The sequence below is a fragment of the Rhodanobacter spathiphylli B39 genome, from assembly GCF_000264295.1.
GTDB lineage: Bacteria > Pseudomonadota > Gammaproteobacteria > Xanthomonadales > Rhodanobacteraceae > Rhodanobacter > Rhodanobacter spathiphylli.
This window is the reverse complement of record NZ_AJXT01000004.1, coordinates 211,301-230,925: the sequence shown is the minus strand read 5'-3', so window position 1 is coordinate 230,925 and position 19,625 is coordinate 211,301. Positions and strand designations below refer to the sequence as shown.

Genomic DNA, 19,625 nt, shown 5'->3' with positions numbered 1-19,625 from the left:
GGGAGGGTTGGGGTGGGGTCGCTCTGGCTCCTCGCCTCACCCGACCTCCCCTGAAAGCAGCCGGAGGCTCCGACTCCAAGAGAAATCCCGATGTCCGTCACGTTCGAAGCCACCCACGACTGGGCCAATGCCCGCGACGCCGCCGATCCGTTGCGCGCGTTCCGCGACGAATTCCTGATCCCGCCGCACGAAGGTCGCGACAGCCGGCCGTCAGACAGCGTGTACTTCTGCGGCAACTCGCTGGGCCTGCAGCCACGCGCGGTGCGCGAAGCAGTCAACGCGGAACTGGACTACTGGGGCGAGCTGGGCGTCGAAGGCCACTTCAAGGGCCGCCTGCCGTGGATGGACTACCACGAGTTCGTGCGCGACGACCTCGCCGCCGTGGTCGGCGCGCTACCCGTCGAAGTGGTGGCGATGAACACCCTGGGCGTGAACCTGCACCTGATGATGGTCAGCTTCTACCGCCCCACTGCCGAGCGTCCGGCGATCCTGATCGAGGGCGGCGCGTTTCCCACCGACCGTTACGCGGTGGAGTCGCAGATCCGTTTCCACGGCTTCGATCCGGCCACCGCGCTGATCGAGCTGCAGCCGGACGAAGCCAACGGCACCACCTCGCTCGCCGCGATCGAACGCGCACTGGCCGAACACGGCTCGCGCATCGCGCTGGTGATGCTGCCCGGCGTGCAGTACCGCACCGGCCAGGCGTTCGACCTCAAGGCCATCACTGAACTCGGCCACCGCCACGGCTGCACCGTCGGCTTCGACCTCGCCCACGCCGTCGGCAATCTGCCGCTGCAATTGCACGACAGCGGCGCCGACTTCGCGATCTGGTGCAGCTACAAATACCTCAACAGCGGCCCCGGCGCCGTCGGCGGCGCCTTCGTGCACGAACGCCACGCCACCGCCGTGCTGCCGCGCTTCGCCGGCTGGTGGGGCCACGACAAGACCACCCGTTTCCAGATGGGCCCCGAGTTCCAGCCCACCATCGGCGCCGACGGCTGGCAGCTCTCCAACCCGCCGATCCTCGCGTTGGCCCCGCTGCGCGTATCGCTGGAAATTTTCCGCCGCGCCGGCATCGCGGCACTGCGCGAAAAATCCCTGCAGCTCACCGGCTACCTCGAGTGGCTGGTACAGACCCGGCTCGCCGACGTGCTGCAAGTGGTGACTCCCGCCGAACCCGACCGCCGCGGCGCCCAGCTCTCCATCCGCGTCATCGCCGGCCGCGAACAGGGCCGCGCCCTGTTCGAACACCTGATGGCCAACGGCATCATCGGCGACTGGCGCGAACCCGACGTCATCCGCATCTCTCCCGCGCCGCTGTACAACCGGTTCGCGGATTGCCTGGCGTTTGCGGAGGCGGTCGGCCAGTGGCATCGAACCGGCTGACTCCGACTCGCGGCGCATCACCCAGTTGCCACCGGCTGCACGTCGATTTCATCGGATATTGAGCCCTGCCCGTTGATGATGCGGTTTTCAACCGGCAGGAAACCTCATGAAGAACGAAGCACCGCGTGACAGCGACCTGTACAAGCTGGGCGAGATGATCGATGACATCGAGGTGGCGATGATGACCACGCATGCAGCGGACGGCTCGCTGGTCAGCCGTCCGCTGCAGACGCTGAAGATCGATGCCAACGGCGAGATCATCTTCTTCACCGCCGCCAACAGCCACAAGGTCGAGGAACTTACCGACGACGCGGAAGTGAACCTCGCGTATGCGCATCCGGGCGAAGCGCGCTACGTTTCGGTGCGGGGGCGGGCGCGCATGGATCGCGACGAGGACACCATCGGCGAATTGTGGTCACCGGTGCAGAAGGTCTTCTTCCCGGAAGGGAGAGACGATCCGAACCTGATGGTCCTGCGCGTGCGGGTGCGCGATGCGAACTACTGGGAAGCGGAAGGCAATTTCATCGCACGGGCCTTCGACCTCGCGCGCGGCATGCTCGACGACGAACCCGGCGATCTGGGCAAGCAGGGACATCTGGAAGGCTGAGCGCCCCCGTTCAGATCCGGCTCTGCGGATGCCTCACCTGCCCTTCCCCGCGCACCACGAAGCGCTCCACCGTGAGCGCCTCGGCGCCCATCGGGCCATAGGCGTGCAGGCGAGTGGTGGAAATGCCGATCTCGGCGCCGAGGCCCAGCTCGCCACCATCGCTGAAACGCGAGGAGGCGTTGACCATCACCACGGCGGAACGAATCGCCTGCACGAAACGTAAAGCAGCCGCTTCGTCGGCGGTGGCGATGACTTCGGTGTGGTCCGAACCGTAACGGCGGATGTGGGCGATCGCTGCATCGAGATCGTCGACCACGCGCACCGCCAGGATCAGGTCCAGGAATTCGGCGGCGTAGTCGTCGTCGGTCGCGGGCTGGATGTCGGGTACCAGGGCGCGACTGGCTTCGTCGCCGCGCAGTTCGACGCCACGTTGGCGCAAGGCCTGCGCCGCGCGCGGCAGGAGGCTGGCGGCGACAGCACGATGAACCAGCAGGGTTTCCAGCGCATTGCACACGCCGGGACGTGAGGTCTTGCCGTCGATCAGCAGGTTCAAGGCGAGCTCGGGATCGGCGGCGCGATCCACGTACAGATGGCAGACGCCCTTGTAGTGCTTGATCACCGGCACGCGCGCGTGCTCGGCCACGAAGCGGATCAGGCCTTCGCCGCCGCGCGGGATCGCGAGGTCGACGACGTCGACCAGCTGCAGCAATTCCACCATCGTCTCGCGGCGCAGGTCCTCGACCAGGGTCAGCGCGGCAGCAGGCACGCCGTGCGCTTCCAGGGCGGACTTCAACGCGGCGGCGATCGCGGTGTTGGAATGGATCGCCTCGGAACCACCGCGCAGGATCACCGCGTTGCCCGCCATCAGGCACAGCGCAGCGGCGTCGGCGGTGACGTTGGGGCGCGCCTCGTAGATCATCGCGATCACGCCGAGGGGGATGCGCACGCGCTCGATCGACAGGCCGTTCGGCCGCGTCTCGCGGCGGGTCGTCACGCCGACCGGATCGGGCAGCTCGGCCACCTCGCGCAATGCGTTGGCGATGCCGGCCACCCGCGCCTCGTCCAGCCGCAGGCGGTCGAGCATCGCACCCTGCACGCCCTTGTCGGCGGCCGCCTGCATGTCGCGCGCATTGGCCCGCAGCACGTCGGCCGAACGTGCTTCCAGTGCGCCTGCCATGTCGCGCAGCAGGGCCCGCTTCGCGTCGCTGTCCAGCGCGGCGACGACCTGGGCGGCATCGCGACAGGCCAGCGCCTGCTCCCTGATCGTGCTCATGCGCTGATCTCCTGGCCCGGCGCGACCGGGCTGTCCATGGTGATGAGGTCGTCGCGATGCACCACTTCGTCGCCGTAGCTGTAGCCGAGCACCCCGTCGATCTCGCGGCTGTGCCGGCCGGCCAGTCGACGCACCTCGGCGGCGCCGTACTGGCTGATGCCGCGTGCGATCGCGCGGCCGTCGGCATCGGCGATCTCGACCAGGTCGCCGCGATGGAACTCGCCCTGCGCGTCCAGCACGCCGCCGGGCAACAGCGAGACGCGACCGCCGGCCAGTGCGCGCGCCGCGCCCGCGTCGACGCGAACCCGTCCGCTGGCCGCCGGGGCATGGCGCAACCAGTATTTGCGTGCCTGCATCCGGCTCGACGACGCGGCGATCAGGGTGCCGCGCAACTGGCCGTCGCGCAGCGCCTGCACGGTGGCCGCCTCGCGACCGCTGAACAGCACGGTGGCAATGCCAGCGGCCGCAGCCTTGGTCGCGGCTTCCAGTTTCGTGCGCATGCCGCCGGTGCCGGCCACGCTGCCGCTGTCGCCGGCCATCGCCAGGATCTGCGGCGTCAGCGCGGCCACATGCGTGATCGGCGTGGCGGCCGGGTCGCGGCGCGGGTCGGCGCTGTACAGCGCATCGACGTCGGAGGCGATCAGCAACAGGTCGGCGTCGACCAGCGCCGCCACGATCGCGGCGAGGTTGTCGTTGTCGCCAAGCTTCAGCTCGTCCACCGACACGGTATCGTTCTCGTTGATCACTGGCAGCACGCCAAGCTGCAGCAGCTCGCGCAGCGTGGCGCGTGCGTTGAGGTAACGACGGCGGTTGCGCAGGTCGTCGTGGGTCAGCAGCACCTGCGCCACCGGCCGCGCGGACAACGACTGCCACAGCGCGATCATCGGCGCCTGCCCCAGCGCCGCCAGCGCCTGCCGCGCGACCAACCCGCCACTGTCGCTCGCATGCTGCCGCAACAACGCCCGTCCCGCCGCCACCGCACCGGAAGACACCAGCACCACTTCACGGCCATCGGCATGGCTGGCCGCGATGAAACCCGCCAGCGCTTCGGCGTAGCGCGGCGTGAGGCCGCCACCATCGGCGGCAAGCAGGTTGCTGCCCACCTTCAGCACGGCGCGGCGCCATGGCGGCAGAGACTGACTGGTGATTTCCCCCGACGTCTTCATGGCGCGCGATCGCCGGAGGCAGGCAATGCAATAACCGAAGCACCTGTACCCGGGATGCCCTGCAACGATAGCGTTGCATCCGGCTTGGTCTCTTCACCTGCCGGGCGCAGCGCACCGGGCAGATAGCGCTTGAGATCCAGTGCCGGCCGTTCGACGAAGTGCCATGAAAGCACCGCGCAAACCATGACACAGACGGCCGACACCAGCAGACCCAACCAGTACGGGTGATGGATGCCCATCAGCGACAAGGTCAGCTGCTGCAGCATGTACGCGTAGATGTAGATGCCGTAGGAGAAGTCTCCAAAACGGCCGAAACGGCGTATCACCGGGGTGGAAAATGTGCCAAGGCGGATGACCAGCCAGGGCAAAAGCAGGAACAGCGCGGTATAGCCGTGGTCCAGCGCCACCGCTCCGGCGGCAGCCACCACGAGCGCGCCAGTCATCCACAGGCCGCGTTTGCGCCAAATGTCGCGGAAGTGGTAGAGCAGCACGCCGTAGCAGAAGTAACTGCCGTACTCGCAGCCAAAATCCGGCCGAAGGAACCGTGCCTGGGGATTGTGCTGGACGTCGAAGACCAAGAAGATGTAAGCCGCATATCCGATGATCAGCAACAGCAGCAGGTAGCGAAAACGGGGGCGCAGCAGACCGCACAGTCCGGCCAGCATGAGAATGCCGTACCAGCGCACTTCGATCGGAATGGTCCACAGCGAGCCATTCACCCCCGGAAACAATGCGTGCTCGAATACTCCAGGCAAGAACAGGCGAATGCCAAAATACAGCTGGGAAAAATAGTCCCAGGTGACCGGTGAGCGAAAATAGTCACCCAGAGGGGTCTGCGTGACCAAAGGTCCCAGCACCAGTGCCGCGACGACCGTGACCACGGCCAACCCCGGCCATACCCTCAGGAAACGCTTGGCGGCGAAACGCAGGACATGCGGGTCCCGGTCCCAGCTTTGCGCCACCAGGTAGCCACTGACCGCGAAAAACACGAGGACGCCCATGGTGCCCAGCGTCAGCAGTCCAAACGGCTGAGGTTCCGGACGCCCGCTCAATGCGGCCTGATGCGCACAGAGCACCGTGGATGCAGCCACCAACCGCACCGCGTCGAAGTTGTTGGATGGGTGCTGACGTGACATGGATCGAGTGTCGCCTCAGTCTGCCACGCGCGCAATCGCGGCGAGTCGCGCGGCCAGTTCGTCCAGCCGAAGATCGGCGGCCGCACCAGGTGACACGCGCTGCGCCAGGCTGCTTTCCGGTGTACGTCCTTCGCCGGCTGATACAGCCGACTCCGCCGCGGCGCGATACGCGTCGCGGAACGGCACGCCGGCGGCGGCCTGCTCGATCGCCACGTCGGTGGCGTACATCGCCGGTTCGATCGCCGCGCGCATGGCCGCTTCGTTCCAGGCGAATCGCGCCAGCAAGTCAGGCACCAGTTCCAGCGCCATCAGGCCGTGGCGCACGCCGTGGAAGATCGAACCCTTGGAGAACTGCAGGTCGCGCTGGTAGCCGGAGGGCAGCGACAGCAGTTGCTCGATCTCGGTGCGCGCGGCGGCCACGCTGGCGTAGCTGGCGCGCAGCAGCTCGATCACGTCGGGGTTGCGCTTGTTCGGCATGATCGAGCTGCCGGTGGTGTACTCGGACGGCAGCTTGACGAAGTCAAACTCGGCGGTGGTGAACAGCGACAGGTCCCAGGCCAGCCGGCGCAGGTCGAGCAGCGCGCCGCCGATCGCCTCCAGCACCGCCATCTCGAACTTGCCCCGCGACAGCTGGGCGTAGATCGGGCTGACCTGCATGCGGGCGAATCCCAGCGCCTGCGTGGTGTGCTCGCGGTCGAGCCTCAGGTTCACGCCGTAACCGGCTGCAGTGCCGAGCGGGTTGGCGTCGATCAGCCCCAGCGTCTGCCGCGCACGCAGGGCATTGTCGATGAAGCCTTCGGCGAAGCCAGCAAACCACATCGCCGTGGAGGACACCACCGCGCGCTGCAGGTGGGTGTAACCCGGCAGCGGCACGGCCGGCTGCGCGGCACGATCGAGGCAGACTTCGGCGATCGCGCGGCAATGCGCTTCCAGCGCGGCCAGCTTGTCCTTCAGCCACAGCCGCGTGGCGACCAGGATCTGGTCGTTGCGGCTGCGGCCGGTATGCACGCGGCGACCGGCGTCGCCCAGGCGCTCGGTGAGGCGTGCCTCGATCGCCGAGTGGCCGTCCTCGAAACGCTCGTCCAGCACGAACGCGCCACTGGCGAAATCCACCGCCAGCGCATCCAGCTCGCGCCTCAAGGCCGCGGCCTCGTCGGCGCTGACCACGCCGATATTGGCCAAGCCTTCCACGTGCGCCTTGCTGGCGGTGATGTCGTGCGGGAAGAACTCGCGATCGAGCAACACGTCGTCGCCGGCGAGGAACTTCATGATCTTCGCGTCGATCCGGACGCCGGATTTTTGCCACAACGGCTGAGTCATCGTGAAGTGTCCTGTAGCAGCGGGATGGCGGTGTATTCATCCACGCCGATCGCGCGGTTGATGTTCTGCATGGCTTGCGTGGCGGCGCCTTTCAGCAGGTTGTCCAGCGTGGCCACCACGACTACCCGCTTGCCGTCGGTAGACATCGCGAAGCCGCCGATCTCGGCGTGGTGCTGGTGGGCGATGCGGCTGACCCACGGCGCATCATCCAGGACGGTGACCAGCCTCTCGCCCGCGTAGGCAGCATGAAAGCGCTGCAGCACTTCCTCGCGCTTCAGCTGACGGCTGAGGTACAGGTTGCTGGTGACGGTGAGGCCGCGGAAATGCGGCGCTACGTGCGGCATGAATTCCACCGGCACGCCGAGCTGAAAGGAAGCCTCCTTCTCGTGCATGTGGCCGGTAAGTGCATACGGCATCAGGTTGTCGCGCAGCTTTTCCGGATCGTTCTTGTCGGACGGCGTGGTGCCCGCGCCGGAGTAGCCGGACACGCCGAAGCATACCGGCGGGGCTGCCAGCAGGTCCTTCAGTGGCGCGATGGAAAGCTGCATCGCGGTGGCGTAGCAACCGGGGTTGCTGATGCGCCGCTCGCCCCGCCACTGGTCGCGGGCGAGTTCGGGCAGGCCGTAATACCAGCGCTTGTCGAAGCGATAGTCGGCGGAGAGGTCGAGGATGATCGGATCGACACCGGCCTGGTCGAACGCCTCCACGCAGGCCGCCGCCTTGCCGTTGGGCAGGGCCAGGATCACCACGTCGGCACCGAGCTTCGGCAGGTCCTCGTGTGCCGGCGCGCTGTAACGCAGTTCGCCGCGATACTCGGGCACGTGGGCGTCGACGCGCTGGCCGTCCAGCTCGCGCGAGGAGACAAAGCTCAGCTCCAGCGCCGGGTGCGCCGCGATCAGGCGGATCAGCTCGGTGCCGGTGTGGCCCCGCGCGCCGACGATGCCGATGGTTTTCTTGTCGTGTGTCACCGATCCACTCCTGCGATGCTTCTTTCTCCTCCCCCTGCATGGCAGGGGGAGGTCGGGAGGGGGTGAGGCTTTTGATCTTCACAGCAAGATCAAGAGCGACCCCACCCCAGCCCTCCCCCGCATGCAGGGGAGGGAGTTGGTCTTGCTCAATCCACCAGTGTCGGCTGGCGCTGCGCGCAATGCGCCACGCAGCGGAAAATCGTGTCGAGGTCCTCGATGCCGTACCAGAACACCTTCCAGCGCGGCTGCTTGATGCAGCCGTCCGACTCGGCGTAGTAGAAAATGTTGACCTGGTTGCCGTGGCGCGAACGCCAGAACAAGCGCGGATTTTCCTCGCGCATCACCTGCCACACCGCCCGGCCCAGGCCTTCGCCCTGGGCGTCATCGAGCACGGCGAACTTGTCCAGGTACGGCAAGCCGTCCTCTTCGGTGAGGATCATCGCGGCGCGGTAGTTCTCGCTGACGTAGATGCGAAGCGGCTTGGTGCGCTCGAAGTAATCGGGCACCAGGGCACGGCCGAAACTCGATTCGATCAGCGTGCGCATGCGTGGCAGGTCGATGCCGTCCCACGAGTCGAACGTCAGCACTTTCTCGCCGCGCCGGACCAGGGTGCCGGAACCCTTGTGGGTGAACAGCTCCTTGGCCAGTTCCGCCGGACGGGTGATCGACACCGATGACGTCAACGGCAAATCGGCCAGCAGGTCGGCGATCTGCTCGATCTTCAGGCGCATGCCGCCGTTGATCCACGGCTGCGCCATCAGGTGGTCGAACTCGGTCGACAGATTGATCGAGTCGATCAGCTTGCCGTGCTCGTCGAGCAGGCCGCCGGTGCCGGTGAGGAACACGATCTTGTACGGCTGCAGCATGCGTACCAGTTCGTTCGCGGCGACGTCGGCGTTGACGTTGAGGATCTGTCCCTCGTCGGTCTCGCCGAGGCTGGCGATCACCGGGATCGAATTCGCGCGCAGGCTGGCCTCGATCGGCGCCAGGTTGATGCTGTCGACCTTGCCGACCATGCCGTAGGTGTCACGATCCAGGTAGCTGGCCAGGAACACGCCCGACGGCACCGCGGTGGCGCGGGTGTCCATCGACTGCAGCGCTTCCACCAGCTTCAGGTTCTGCTGCATGAACACGCGGCGCACGATGCCCAGTGCCTTCGGCGAAGTCACGCGCAGGCCGTTGATCGTCTGCTTCTCGATGCCGGCAGCGGCCAGCTCCTCATCCAGTTGCGGACCGGCGCCATGCAGCACGATCGGGGTCAAACCCACCTGCTGCAGGAAGGTCAGCGACGAGGCGAGGTCGGCCAGCTCGTCGCGCAACACCGCGCCGCCGACCTTGACCACGGCGAAACGCTTGGCATCGACCTCGGAGAAGCGCTTGAGGTATTGCTGGATTTCCTTCGCACTGCCCATGCTCGAAAGCAGGCGCACGATGGTCTTGCGGGTGTGCTTATGCGTTTCCACTGGTGACGATCCGGTAAATGGTTTCTGCGTACTGCTGCAATTGGTCGAGCGCGACCCACTCATCGGCGCTGTGTGCCTGGGCGATGTCGCCGGGGCCGTAGACGAAGGCGGTGTAACCGGCGGCGGAGAACAGCGCGGCCTCGGTCCAGAAGTCCACCGCGTTGCCCACCGGAATGCCCAGCTCGTCGGCGAGGTCGCGTGCGACCAGCCGGTTCGTCTCGGCGTTCGCGGTGTCGCCGGCGGGCAGCGAGGCGCCGCGGAAGGTTTCGGTGAACTCCACCGGCTGCGGGTCGACCAGCATGCGGAAGCGCGCGAGCAACTGGTCCGGGTCCATCGTCGGCAGCGCACGGAAACCGAAGCGCACTTCCGCCCCGGGCGCGATCATGTTTGCCTTGATGCCGCCCTCGACCCGGCCGATGTTGAAGCGCAGGCCGGTGAGTCCGCCGAAGCGCTCGTGCGACTGCGCCGCCACGAAATCCAGCGCCGCATTGCCCCAGCGCATCGCCTGGTGCAACGCGCTGTCGCTGGGCTGCTGCTCGCCCGAGGCATGCCCGGCGTGGCCGGCAAACCGCATCAGCACCGACTGGATGCCGCGATGCGCCAGCACCGCCTCGCCCCTGGTCGGCTCGGCCACGATCACTGCCTCGTAGGCATGCGCATCGCGCAGGAAGCCGGCGATGCAGCGCGGATCGTTCGCCTCTTCATCCGTGCTGAACAGCAACGCCATGTCGCCATCACCGGCATTCGCCACCGCCAGCAACGCCGCGGCCGCACCCTTGATGTCGCAGGCGCCGAGGCCGATCGCGCGATCCGCGGTCACCCGCAACGCATGCGGATCGGCCGTCCACGCCGGCGAGTCAGGCACCGTGTCCAGATGCACGTTGAACAGGTATTTCGGCTCGCCGCGCACCGCATGCAGCGCCACCGCACCGGCGCCGAAGTCGGTCACCGTCACCGAAAAGCCGGGCAGCTGCGCGCGCAGGTAGTCGAAGATGCCGCCGGTGTCGATCGCGCGCGGCGGATTGCGCGTGTCGAAACCGACCAGCGCTTTCAGATGCTCCAGCGTGGCGTCCAGCAGCGCACTCATCCGCGATTGACCTCGGCCCACAGCGTGCTGCTCATGCCGAACAGCTTGATGAAGCCCTCGGCTTCCTCCACGCCCCAGTCGGCCGACTGGGCGTAGGTGGCGCCCTTGGCGTTGAGGATGTGCTTCGACTCGACGGCGACCGCGCCCACGCTGCCGCCGTTCGTCTCCAGCGTCACCGTGCCGTTGACGGTGGACTGGCTGGAGGCCAGGAACGCTTCCAGGTCGGCCTTCAGCGGGTCGTGGAAGAAGCCTTCGTAGACCAGTTCCACCCACTTGCGCGCCACCTCGGGCTTGAAGCGGTTCTGCTGCTTGCTGAGCACCGCCTCTTCCAGCGCGCGGTGCGCGGCTAGCAGGGCGGTGAGGCCCGGTGCCTCGAAGATGATGCGGCCCTTCAGGCCGATGGTGGTGTCGCCGGTGTAGAGACCACGACCCACGCCGTACTGGGCGAACAGATGGTTCAGCTTCGCCAGCATGGCATGTCCGGCGATCTTCTCGCCATCCAGCGTCACCGCTTCGCCGCCCACGAAACCGATCTTCAACTGCAGCGGTTTGGACGGCCATTCGGCGCGCGGCTTGCACCAGCCCACCGCGCCGGCACCGGGCGCCTGCCACTGGTCGATCTCGCCGCCGGACATGGTCAGGCCCAGCAGGTTCTCGTTGATGGTGTAGGCCTGCTGCTTGGCGCGTACGCCGAAGCCGCGCTCCTCCAGGTACTTCTGCTCGTAGGCGCGGGTCTGCGTGTGTTCCTTCTGGATCTCGCGGATCGGCGCCACGATCTGGTAATCACCCAGCGCCTTCACCGCCAGGTCGAAACGCACCTGGTCGTTGCCCATGCCGGTGCAGCCGTGCGCGATCGCCTTCGTGCCCAGTTCAGCGGCGCGCTTCAGCGCGGCTTCGACGATCAGGTAGCGATCGGAGACCAGCAGCGGGTACTGGCCCTGGTAGCCCTCGCCCGCCCACACGAACGGCTTGACGAAGCCCGCCCAGATCGCCGGACCACCGTCGATGGTGACGTGGCTGGCCACGCCCAGTTCCTTCGCGCGGGCCTCGATGAAGGCCCGCTCATCGGCGTCGACGCCGCCGGTGTCGGCGAACACGGTGTGCACGGCCCAGCCGCGCTCCTGCAGGTAGGGCACGCAGAAGCTGGTGTCGAGGCCGCCGGAGAAGGCGAGGACGATGTCCTTGCCTTCTCCGTTGGAGGAAACGGGGAATGGGGAATCGGGAATGGTGGGAGCATTCGACATGGTGGTAATCCTGAAGGTATGGGTGAAGCGCAACGAGCAGAGTGCGAAGGACTGTTTTTGACGATTCCCTATTCCCGATTCGCCATTCCCTGCTCCACGACGATGCGCGGCTCGCAGCGCACCGGGAAATTCACGGAGTTGGCAATGAAGCAGGCGTGGTGGGCCGCTTCGTGCGCGGCCTCGGCCTTGGCCGGATCGCTGGCAGCGCTGATCGTCACCAAGGGACGCAGCACCACTTCGACGAAGCGGCCGCCGTCACCTTCGGTGACCATCGTGCCTTCGGCGGCGTCGGTATAAGCCGTCACCACCACGCCGGCCACGGTGGCCATGTGCAGGTAGGACAACATGTGGCAGGTCGACAGCGCGGTGACCAGCATGTCTTCCGGATTGTGTCGGGTGGCATCGCCGCGGAAGGTCGGATCGGACGAGCCGGCCAGTTCGGCTTTCCCCGCGATGCGGATCACATGGTCGCGGCTGTAGTTGCGATAGCCGTCGGTGCCCGTGCCGAGGTTGCCGGTCCATTCCACGTCGACGCGATAGCGATGCTGGTGGTTCACGGCGTTGGCTCCTGTCGGGTCATCAGTGCGGCCAGTTCCACGTCGCCATCGCCGTCCCGCTCGCGCAGGCCGGCAATCACGCCGGCACGATTGCGGGCAGGATGGTTCTGGCTCAGCTTGAACTTGCCTTCGATGCGGTCGATGCCGATTTCCAGACCGACGATGGCGCGCAGCGACTTTTCGACGTGGTCTTCCGGCGCGTCACCGACCTTCCACGGTTGGGGCTGAACCGCCTCATGGTGGTCGGTCAGTGTCTCCAGCAGCCGACGCAACCAGGCCGCGTCATCGATCACGTTCAAGCGACCATGCACGTGCACCACGGCGTAGTTCCACGTCGGCACCTCGCGCCCGGTCTCGTGCTTGCTCGGATACCAGTTCGGGCTGATGTATCCATCCGGCCCCTGGAAGATCAGCAGTACCTCGGTGCCGTCCTGCTGTGCCAGCTCGTTGCCGCGAGCGACATGACCATGCAGCACGCCATCGACCAGCTCGAACGGCAGGTGATTGGCGGCCAGCCCACCGCTTCCGCGGGTCACCACGGCAGCGAACGGGTACGCGCGGATCAGCCCGTGCAGGAGCTCGATCCGCGTTTCATGGAAATGCTTCGGCGTGTACATGCCGACTCAGCCCTGCCCGATCAGTGACGCCATCACCGCCTTCTGCACGTGCAGGCGGTTCTCGGCCTCGTCGATGGCGATGCAGTACGGCGCATCCATCACCGCGTCGGTGGCCTTGATGTTCCGGCGCAGCGGCAGGCAATGGCTGAACAGGCCGTGGTTGGTCAGCGCCATCTTCGCCTCGTCGACGATGAAGTGCCTGTTCGCCTCGCGGATCGGCTTCTCCTTGTCCCACTGGCCGAAGAACGGCAACGCGCCCCAGCTCTTGGCATAGACCACGTCGGCACCGGCGTAGGCCTCCTCGATGTCGTGGCTGACCTTCAGCGAACCGCCGTTCTGCTCGGCGTTCAGACGGCCAAACGCCATGTAGCGCTCGTCCAGCACGTAGTCGGGCGTGGGGCACAGCAGGGTCACGTCCATGCCCATCTTGGTGGCGATCAGCAGCGCGGAGTTCGCCACCGCGGTGTTCAGCGGCTTAGGATGGTAGGTCCAGGTGAGCACGTACTTCTTCCTGGTGAGGTCGCCCAGGTGCTCCTTCATCGCCAGCGCGTGAGCCAGTTCCTGGCAGGGGTGGGTGATGGTCTCCATGTTGATCACCGGCACCGTGGCGTACTGGGCGAACGCCTTGATCACCTTGTCCTGCCGGTCCACCGCCCAGTCCTGGAACTTCGGGAAGGCGCGCACCGCGATCAGGTCGACGTAGCGGCTCAGCACGCGCGCCACCTCGGCGATGTGTTCCTCGGTGTCGCCGTCCATCACGCTGCCGACCTCGAACTCGATCGGCCACGCGTCCTTGCCCGGCGCCAGCACGACGGCGTGACCACCGAGCTGGAACGCGCCCAGCTCGAAGCTGGTGCGGGTGCGCATCGACGGATTGAAGAACAGCAAGGCGATCGACTTGCCGGCGAGCTGCGGGCCAAGCCGATCCCGCTTGAAGGCGGCAGCCTGCTCCAGCAAGGCGTCGATCTCGGCGCGGCTGTAGTCCTGGGTGGTGAGGAAGTGCCTGATGGTCATGAGTGAATGCTCTTGTTTGAAGAGTCCGGCCATGGGTGGACGGGGCGTTGCGTTGGATCCGCGCGAAGTACAACCCGAAACGGAAAACCCGGCGCAAGGGCCGACCAGCTTTTGATCAAAACAAAAAAACCCGGCGCAGAGGCCGGGTTTTGTCGTCGATGCACCTTGAAACGCGTGCGACTGCCTACCCGGCCGAGTATCCATGCAACGGTCGGCGCGCACGCGACGTCATGCCAGCGGCCGCGCGGGCGCTGGTCAGTACGGTGGCGGTATAGACGGCTGTCGACATGAGGATTCCGGGTGAATGCCGGGCATCATGCCGGCAATTTCGCTGCCATGCAACAGAAAATTCGGGTGTACCGAAAAGCCACGCCGCCAACAGGTGGCGGCGTGGCTGACGGATGGTCAGTCGGCTGGATCGACCCGGACCCGGACGCGCAGGCGCTCGCCGGGGTCGTAGCTCAGGCGCGAGGTGTAGACCTCGCCGCGATAGCGGTATTCCACGTCGTAGCCGATGATCCGGCGCTGCTCGCTGACCGAACTGACCTCGCGGCACTGGGTCTGGGTGGTTTCGTAGTCGCGGCCACGGTTGGCCCGGTTGCCGATCGCGCCACCGGCCACGGCGCCGGCCACGGTGGCAGCCTTGCGCCCGTCGCCCTTGCCCACGGTATTACCCAGCACGCCGCCGATCACGGCGCCGAGCACGGTGCCCGCGGTGCTGTTGCCGCCTTCATGGCGCACCACCGGCTGCTCGTAGCATTCCTGCCGCGGCACTTCGGTGCGGGTCACGCCCTGCACCGGGTCGGCGCGCAACACATCGGCCCAGCCGTAATGGGCATTGTCATCCGTGCCGGAGTTCGCGTAACGCACATCCTGCGCACAAGCGCCGCCCGCCGCCAGGGCGAGTGCGAGCGCGGATATCCACAGCTTGGTCATCACGACCTCCCGATTACTTGAGCGTCAATCGCGCAGGTGCGCGTTCTGGTGGCCATTGCAGCAAATTCACGCTGAATACACCCTTAGAATCAGCCACCGGGGCGCTTGCGCGACTCGGCCACTTACACCTTGTTAAGATGCCTGGCTGGCCGAACCCCTGCCCGGACGGCCCATGCCGCGGACTCCACCATGCCGATATCGCTCTACAACAGCCTGACCCGTCGCGCCGAACCGTTTGCCCCGCTCGACCCCGAGCGCGTGACGATGTATCTGTGCGGCCCTACCGTCTACAACTACGTTCACATCGGCAACGCGCGCGGACCGGTGGTGTTCGACGTGCTGGTGCGCCTGCTGCGGCGGCATTATCCCCACGTCGTGTATGCCCGCAACATTACCGACGTGGACGACAAGATCAACGCCGCCGCGCAGCAACAGGGCGTGCAGATCGACGCGATCACCAACCGCTTCGCCCAGGCCTATCGCGACGACATGGCCGGGCTCGGCGTGGCGCCGCCCGACATCGAGCCGCACGCCACCACCCATATCGCGCAGATCGTCACCATGATCGAGGCGCTGATCGACGGTGGCCATGCCTATGCCGCCGAGGGTCACGTGCTGTTCGACGTCGGTTCGTTCGCCGATTACGGCAAGCTGTCCGGCCGCGATCCCGACGAACTGATCGCCGGCGCGCGGGTGGAAGTGGCGCCGTACAAGCGCAACGCCGGCGACTTCGTGCTGTGGAAACCATCCACCCCCGAACTGCCGGGCTGGGACAGCCCGTGGGGTCGCGGCCGTCCCGGCTGGCACATCGAGTGCTCGGCGATGAGCGCTGCGCACCTGGGCGAGACGATCGACATCCACGCCGGTGGCGTCGACCTGCTGTTTCCCCACCACGAGAACGAGGTGGCGCAGTCGACCTGCGCCCACGGCGGCAAGCTGTTCGCACGCTGGTGGATGCACAACGGCATGCTGACGTTCGACGGTCGCAAGATGTCCAAGTCGCTGGGCAACGTGCTGCTGCTGCACGAACTGCTCAAGCTGCATCCGGCCGAAGCCCTGCGGCTGCGCCTGTTGAGCGGCCATTACCGACAGCCGCTGGACTGGTCCGAAGCGGCCATCCAGCAGGCCACCAGCACGCTCGATGGCTGGTATCGCGTGCTGCGCGACCTGGCCGACGTGGTGTTGCCGGCGGGCGAGCTGCCGGTGCCGCCGCGGATCGAGGCCGCGTTGTGCGATGACCTCAACACGCCGCAGGCGCTGGCCGAACTGTCCGTGCTGGCTGATGCCGCGCGTCAGTCCGGGAGTGCCGAGGCCAAGGCTGCGCTGCTCGGTGGCGCTGCCTTGCTCGGCCTGCTGCAACAGTCGCCGGAAGCATGGTTCCGGCGCGGCGACGAGGCGATCGACGAGGCGCGCATCGAGGACCTGCTCGAACAGCGCCGCGCCGCCCGCGTCTCGCGCGACTTCGCCCGGGCCGATGCGATTCGCGACGAACTTGCCGCGCTCGGCATCGCCATCGAGGACGGCGCCCAGGGCACCCGCTGGAGCATCGTCAAGGCCTGATGCATCGGGCCGCCGATGCCACGGATTTCATTTCCCGCCCCGGTGCGCGCGATAATGCCCGGATGAATGCCATTGCCAGCACCGGCGCCGAGCAGGCGCAGCAGCAGATCGCCGAGGAGTTCGCCTTCTTCGGCGACTGGACCGAGCGCTACCAGTACCTGATCGACCTCGGCAAGCAGTTGCCGGACTTTCCCGAGGCGCACAGGAACGACGTCTACCGCGTGCACGGCTGCCAGTCGATGGTGTGGCTGGTGCCTTCCGGTGATGCCGCGAACGTGCACTTCGAGGCAGCCAGCGATTCGGCGATCGTGTCCGGCCTGCTCGCCCTGCTGCTGCGCGTCTATTCCGACCGTCCGGCGGCCGAGATCCTCGCCACCGAACCCAGCTTCATCGGCTCCATCGGCCTGGCCAAGCACCTGTCGCCCACGCGCTCGAACGGCCTGGCCGCAACGCTGACGAAACTGAAGGAATACGCCAAGGCGATGGCGAGCCAGGAGTGAGTAAAGAGGCGTGAGAAGGGAGAGAAAAGCCGGAGCGCGAGACGCCGTTGCCTTCTCTCACTCCTCTCCACTCACTTCTCGCAAAAAGCCCCGCTCGAAGCGGGGCTTTTTTTGAAGAGTCCGGCCTGGATGCCGGTTTGATCTTTGCGCTCAGGATGAGCGCAAAGGCACAGCCATCAGTCGCCCATCTGCTTCTGCAGGTGCTCACGACGCTCCTGCGCATCCAGCGACAAGGTGGCGATCGGTCGCGCATCGAGACGATCGACGCCGATCTCCTCGTCGGTCTCTTCGCAGAAACCGTAGCTGCCTTCCTCGATCCGGCGCAGCGCCTTGTCGATCTTGGAAATCAGCTTGCGGTAGCGGTCACGCGTGCGCAGTTCCAGCGAGTTCTCGGTTTCGCGGGTGGCGCGCTCGGCCTCGTCACCGACGTCGCGAACTTCCTCGCGCAGGTTGTCCATGGTCTGACGCGACTCCTCGACGAGCTGGTCGCGCCAGTCGCGCAGCTTGTTGCGGAAGTACGCCAGATGCATCGGGTTCATGTACTCCTCGTCGGGCGAGGGGCGATAACCCTTGGGCAAGCTGATGTTGGTGGTGGAGGACAGTGCGTATCGCCCGTCTTCCTGGGTAATGCCGTTATCGAGTTTTTTTGCAGCAAGTTTATTCATTGAAGACGACGTTTTCTGTTTCTTGGAGGAAGAGGCATGGGGCGCAGCGGCTTCCGCACGCGGTGTCACCATGGCGGTTGCACTCGCCACCTTGCCCTTGAACAGGGTGCTGGCGGGTGCCGGGGATACGTGTTTTGCGGCGGCTACCGGTGCCGGCTTCGCGACCGCCTTTTCAGCGGGCTGGATCGTTTTCGGGGCCGGCTTGGCTGCTGGCTTGGCTGCCCGCTTCGCCGCAGGCTTTGCCACCACGGCCGGCTTGGCGACCACCTTGGCCGGCTTGGTGGCTGCGCTGCGGGCCTTGCCTGCGGCAGCCTTGCCATTCTTCGCGACCACCTTGCCCGCGGCAGGCTTCTTCGCGACGACCTTGGCGGGTGGCGCCTTCTTCACGGCAGCCTTCTTCGTGGCGCCCTTGGTGGCAACTTTCTTCGTGGCGGCAGCCTTGACCGGGGCGGACTTCTTCATCGGCGACTTGCTGGCCGGCGACTTGGCGGCGGATGACTTGGCGACGGGCTTGCCGACCACTTTTTTCGACGCGGCTTTCTTCACCGCCGGCTTGCTTGCGGGTTTGGCTGCGGCCTTTGGCTTGGTCTTGGCCGCGGCCTTCGACGCCACCCTGGCCGGTGTCCTGCTCGCGTTCTTCACGGTCGCTCCCTTGCCTGCAACTGTCGACTTGCCGGCCTTGCTTCCAGACGAAGCCCCGGCTTTCTGCGCCTTGGCGGCGGTCGAACTACGCGTCGTTTTCGCCATATCCCTTCACCGTTGGTGGCCGTGGCGGCCGGGTGTTATAGCCCATGTATCCTGCACCAGCAAGCCTGCTTCTGGAATACTTGTACCACTACCCGATGCAGGCCGTTCCGGCACCGTGAATATCCCAAGCCGATTCATACTGTGGTTGCTGCATTTGTACAAGCGCTGGCTCAGCCCCCTGCTCGGCCCGCGCTGCCGCTTCCACCCCAGTTGTTCCGATTATGCACGGATTGCCGTCACGCGCTTCGGTCCCTGGCGGGGCAGCCTGCTGACCGGCTGGCGGCTGCTGCGCTGCCAGCCGCTATGCGACGGCGGCGATGATCCGGTGCCCGAGCACTTTCATTTCTCCCGCTGCCGGCACCAGGGAGATTCCGTCGACCCGCAGTGAGCGGGCGACGCTGCGCGACGCCTGCAGCAGCCGTCAGTCACGGCGCGGAGCCGTAGCCCCCTTCCACGCCCTTGCTGGCATAGGCCACCGCATCATGCGGGTGCAGGCTTTCCTGGTGCTCCACGCGGATATGGAAGTCGCTGAGCGTGGCATCCGCATCGAGGGACTTCTGGATGCGCCGCGCGGCGTCTTCGCAAAACATCAGGTTGCCGCCGTTGGCCAGCGCGAAGGCCTGCTCGTCCTCGCGCTTCACGGCCGTCTGCACCGGGGTGCCCAGCGCGTGCTCGACGCCATCGATCAGGCCGACCAGGTGGAAGCCGGCACCCGGCACGGGACGTACGCGCAGACGCGCCACGCTGCGCTGGGCATGAGGCGTGGCCACAATGCCCTTCTCGCTGCCCAGCCAGGCCAGCACGGCGGCATGGTCGAGCGGCTGATCCGCACTGAAGTCGCTGGCGAACTGGTCCTGGATCAACTGGCGCGACAAGGCGGCGGATGCCGGGCAGGTCGAGGAGTAGATCACCTCGGTGCCGAATTCGAGCAGGAACTCGTCGCCGGTGAGGCTGGCTTCGATGCAGACCGGGTAGGCACGCCAGCCGCTGTTGGCGCTCTTCAGCGCAGGGCGGCGCACCAGGTGTTCGAAGCGGATGCTGAGGCAGGCGCGGTCGGACAGGTCGCCGTGCGAATCGAGGAAGCCGCGCAGCAGCGCGTGCAGCATGTCGGCACCCAGCGCCTGCGTGCTCAGCGCCTGCTCGACCTGCAGGTACAGCCGCGACATGTGGATGCCGCGCTTGTCGGGCCGCTTCAGGTTGACGAAGGCGCCCACCCGCGCGCTGGCACGCTGCGGCTGGCCGTCGCCGGCGTCGAACAGCACCGGCACCTGGATGTCGGCCATGCCGACCCAGTCCAGCGCGCCGGCCAGATGGGGCTGTGCATGGACGGCAACGTCGGGCAGCAGACGGGCGGTATTTTCCTGGTTCGGCATGGCGGG

19 protein-coding genes are annotated in these 19,625 nt (G+C 66.5%); 5 read left to right on the top strand and 14 right to left on the bottom strand.

The window, feature by feature from the left end:
• Positions 1-90: 90 nt before the first annotated feature.
• On the top strand, positions 91-1,386 hold the full coding sequence (gene kynU / locus UU7_RS01790) for a kynureninase (protein WP_007804800.1): 1,296 nt from the start codon (positions 91-93) through the stop codon (positions 1,384-1,386).
• Positions 1,387-1,492: 106 nt separating this feature from the next.
• Complete coding sequence (locus UU7_RS01785; protein ID WP_007804798.1) at positions 1,493-1,993, top strand: pyridoxamine 5'-phosphate oxidase family protein; 501 nt, start codon at positions 1,493-1,495, stop codon at positions 1,991-1,993.
• 10 nt (positions 1,994-2,003) lie between these two features.
• On the opposite strand, the gene UU7_RS01780 is transcribed toward UU7_RS01785, so the two are convergent.
• From UU7_RS01780 to UU7_RS01725, 12 genes are all read right to left on the bottom strand, one after another.
• Positions 2,004-3,266 carry a glutamate-5-semialdehyde dehydrogenase gene (locus UU7_RS01780; RefSeq protein WP_007804796.1) on the bottom strand — a complete coding sequence of 421 codons (1,263 nt, stop codon included), beginning with the start codon at positions 3,264-3,266 and terminating at the stop codon, positions 2,004-2,006.
• Positions 3,263-4,432: a glutamate 5-kinase gene (gene proB, locus UU7_RS01775; RefSeq protein ID WP_007804794.1), complete on the bottom strand. Its 1,170-nt coding sequence runs from the start codon at positions 4,430-4,432 to the stop codon at positions 3,263-3,265. The genes UU7_RS01780 and proB overlap by 4 nt, the downstream gene beginning before the upstream one ends.
• Positions 4,429-5,568, bottom strand: a complete 1,140-nt coding sequence (locus tag UU7_RS01770) for an acyltransferase family protein (RefSeq protein WP_007804792.1) — start codon at positions 5,566-5,568, stop codon at positions 4,429-4,431. The genes proB and UU7_RS01770 overlap by 4 nt, the downstream gene beginning before the upstream one ends.
• 15 nt (positions 5,569-5,583) lie before the next feature.
• Positions 5,584-6,888 (bottom strand): argininosuccinate lyase, encoded by a 1,305-nt coding sequence (locus UU7_RS01765; protein WP_007804790.1) that lies wholly within the window; start codon positions 6,886-6,888, stop codon positions 5,584-5,586.
• On the bottom strand, positions 6,885-7,856 hold the full coding sequence (argC, locus tag UU7_RS01760) for an N-acetyl-gamma-glutamyl-phosphate reductase (protein WP_007804788.1): 972 nt from the start codon (positions 7,854-7,856) through the stop codon (positions 6,885-6,887). The genes UU7_RS01765 and argC overlap by 4 nt, the downstream gene beginning before the upstream one ends.
• Positions 7,857-8,002: 146 nt before the next feature.
• On the bottom strand, positions 8,003-9,268 hold the full coding sequence (locus tag UU7_RS01755) for an acetylglutamate kinase (RefSeq protein ID WP_238530874.1): 1,266 nt from the start codon (positions 9,266-9,268) through the stop codon (positions 8,003-8,005).
• Positions 9,269-9,305: 37 nt separating this feature from the next.
• On the bottom strand, positions 9,306-10,406 hold the full coding sequence (locus UU7_RS01750) for an acetylornithine deacetylase (protein ID WP_007804785.1): 1,101 nt from the start codon (positions 10,404-10,406) through the stop codon (positions 9,306-9,308).
• Positions 10,403-11,650, bottom strand: a complete 1,248-nt coding sequence (locus UU7_RS01745) for an argininosuccinate synthase (RefSeq protein ID WP_007804783.1) — start codon at positions 11,648-11,650, stop codon at positions 10,403-10,405. The genes UU7_RS01750 and UU7_RS01745 overlap by 4 nt, the downstream gene beginning before the upstream one ends.
• 68 nt (positions 11,651-11,718) lie before the next feature.
• The gene (locus UU7_RS01740; protein WP_007804781.1) at positions 11,719-12,207 is read right to left on the bottom strand and encodes an OsmC family protein; all 489 of its coding nucleotides are present in this window, start codon (positions 12,205-12,207) and stop codon (positions 11,719-11,721) included.
• Positions 12,204-12,824, bottom strand: a complete 621-nt coding sequence (locus tag UU7_RS01735) for an FMN-binding negative transcriptional regulator (RefSeq protein WP_007804779.1) — start codon at positions 12,822-12,824, stop codon at positions 12,204-12,206. The genes UU7_RS01740 and UU7_RS01735 overlap by 4 nt, the downstream gene beginning before the upstream one ends.
• A gap of 6 nt (positions 12,825-12,830) precedes the next feature.
• The gene (locus UU7_RS01730; protein ID WP_007804777.1) at positions 12,831-13,838 is read right to left on the bottom strand and encodes an N-acetylornithine carbamoyltransferase; all 1,008 of its coding nucleotides are present in this window, start codon (positions 13,836-13,838) and stop codon (positions 12,831-12,833) included.
• Positions 13,839-14,243: 405 nt separating this feature from the next.
• Positions 14,244-14,774: a glycine zipper 2TM domain-containing protein gene (locus tag UU7_RS01725; RefSeq protein ID WP_007804775.1), complete on the bottom strand. Its 531-nt coding sequence runs from the start codon at positions 14,772-14,774 to the stop codon at positions 14,244-14,246.
• Positions 14,775-14,963: 189 nt separating this feature from the next.
• On the opposite strand from UU7_RS01725, the gene cysS reads away from it, so the two are divergent.
• Together cysS and UU7_RS01715 are read left to right on the top strand one after the other, a co-directional pair.
• Entirely contained in the window at positions 14,964-16,334 is a 1,371-nt protein-coding gene (gene cysS / locus UU7_RS01720; protein ID WP_007804773.1) for a cysteine--tRNA ligase, read from the top strand.
• A 62-nt stretch (positions 16,335-16,396) separates the two neighbouring features.
• Positions 16,397-16,834 (top strand): SufE family protein, encoded by a 438-nt coding sequence (locus UU7_RS01715; protein WP_040672738.1) that lies wholly within the window; start codon positions 16,397-16,399, stop codon positions 16,832-16,834.
• A gap of 176 nt (positions 16,835-17,010) precedes the next feature.
• Here the strand turns inward: UU7_RS01715 and dksA are convergent, their stop codons facing one another.
• A complete protein-coding gene (gene dksA, locus UU7_RS18820) occupies positions 17,011-18,111 on the bottom strand; it encodes an RNA polymerase-binding protein DksA (protein WP_193385047.1) in 1,101 nt (366 codons plus the stop codon).
• A gap of 250 nt (positions 18,112-18,361) precedes the next feature.
• Here dksA and yidD point away from each other — a divergent pair, with 250 nt between their 5' ends.
• Positions 18,362-18,634: a membrane protein insertion efficiency factor YidD gene (gene yidD, locus UU7_RS01705; RefSeq protein ID WP_083845920.1), complete on the top strand. Its 273-nt coding sequence runs from the start codon at positions 18,362-18,364 to the stop codon at positions 18,632-18,634.
• A 37-nt stretch (positions 18,635-18,671) separates the two neighbouring features.
• Here yidD and folE2 read toward each other — a convergent pair whose 3' ends face one another.
• Positions 18,672-19,619, bottom strand: a complete 948-nt coding sequence (gene folE2 / locus UU7_RS01700) for a GTP cyclohydrolase FolE2 (RefSeq protein WP_007804766.1) — start codon at positions 19,617-19,619, stop codon at positions 18,672-18,674.
• Positions 19,620-19,625: the final 6 nt, after the last annotated feature.

What these genes read in the sequence shown, in the direction of transcription:
- UU7_RS01785 (WP_007804798.1), top strand. Translation starts at nt 1,493, where the DNA reads ATGAAGAACGAAGCACCGCGTGACAGCGACCTGTACAAGCTGGGCGAG.
- UU7_RS01750 (WP_007804785.1), bottom strand. Translation starts at nt 10,406, where the DNA reads ATGAGTGCGCTGCTGGACGCCACGCTGGAGCATCTGAAAGCGCTGGTC.
- cysS (WP_007804773.1), top strand. Translation starts at nt 14,964, where the DNA reads ATGCCGATATCGCTCTACAACAGCCTGACCCGTCGCGCCGAACCGTTT.
- UU7_RS01780 (WP_007804796.1), bottom strand. Translation starts at nt 3,266, where the DNA reads ATGAGCACGATCAGGGAGCAGGCGCTGGCCTGTCGCGATGCCGCCCAG.
- UU7_RS01715 (WP_040672738.1), top strand. Translation starts at nt 16,397, where the DNA reads ATGAATGCCATTGCCAGCACCGGCGCCGAGCAGGCGCAGCAGCAGATC.
- UU7_RS01745 (WP_007804783.1), bottom strand. Translation starts at nt 11,650, where the DNA reads ATGTCGAATGCTCCCACCATTCCCGATTCCCCATTCCCCGTTTCCTCC.
- folE2 (WP_007804766.1), bottom strand. Translation starts at nt 19,619, where the DNA reads ATGCCGAACCAGGAAAATACCGCCCGTCTGCTGCCCGACGTTGCCGTC.
- UU7_RS01735 (WP_007804779.1), bottom strand. Translation starts at nt 12,824, where the DNA reads ATGTACACGCCGAAGCATTTCCATGAAACGCGGATCGAGCTCCTGCAC.
- UU7_RS01725 (WP_007804775.1), bottom strand. Translation starts at nt 14,774, where the DNA reads ATGACCAAGCTGTGGATATCCGCGCTCGCACTCGCCCTGGCGGCGGGC.
- kynU (WP_007804800.1), top strand. Translation starts at nt 91, where the DNA reads ATGTCCGTCACGTTCGAAGCCACCCACGACTGGGCCAATGCCCGCGAC.
- UU7_RS01730 (WP_007804777.1), bottom strand. Translation starts at nt 13,838, where the DNA reads ATGACCATCAGGCACTTCCTCACCACCCAGGACTACAGCCGCGCCGAG.
- proB (WP_007804794.1), bottom strand. Translation starts at nt 4,432, where the DNA reads ATGAAGACGTCGGGGGAAATCACCAGTCAGTCTCTGCCGCCATGGCGC.
- UU7_RS01765 (WP_007804790.1), bottom strand. Translation starts at nt 6,888, where the DNA reads ATGACTCAGCCGTTGTGGCAAAAATCCGGCGTCCGGATCGACGCGAAG.
- UU7_RS01755 (WP_238530874.1), bottom strand. Translation starts at nt 9,268, where the DNA reads ATGGGCAGTGCGAAGGAAATCCAGCAATACCTCAAGCGCTTCTCCGAG.
- UU7_RS01770 (WP_007804792.1), bottom strand. Translation starts at nt 5,568, where the DNA reads ATGTCACGTCAGCACCCATCCAACAACTTCGACGCGGTGCGGTTGGTG.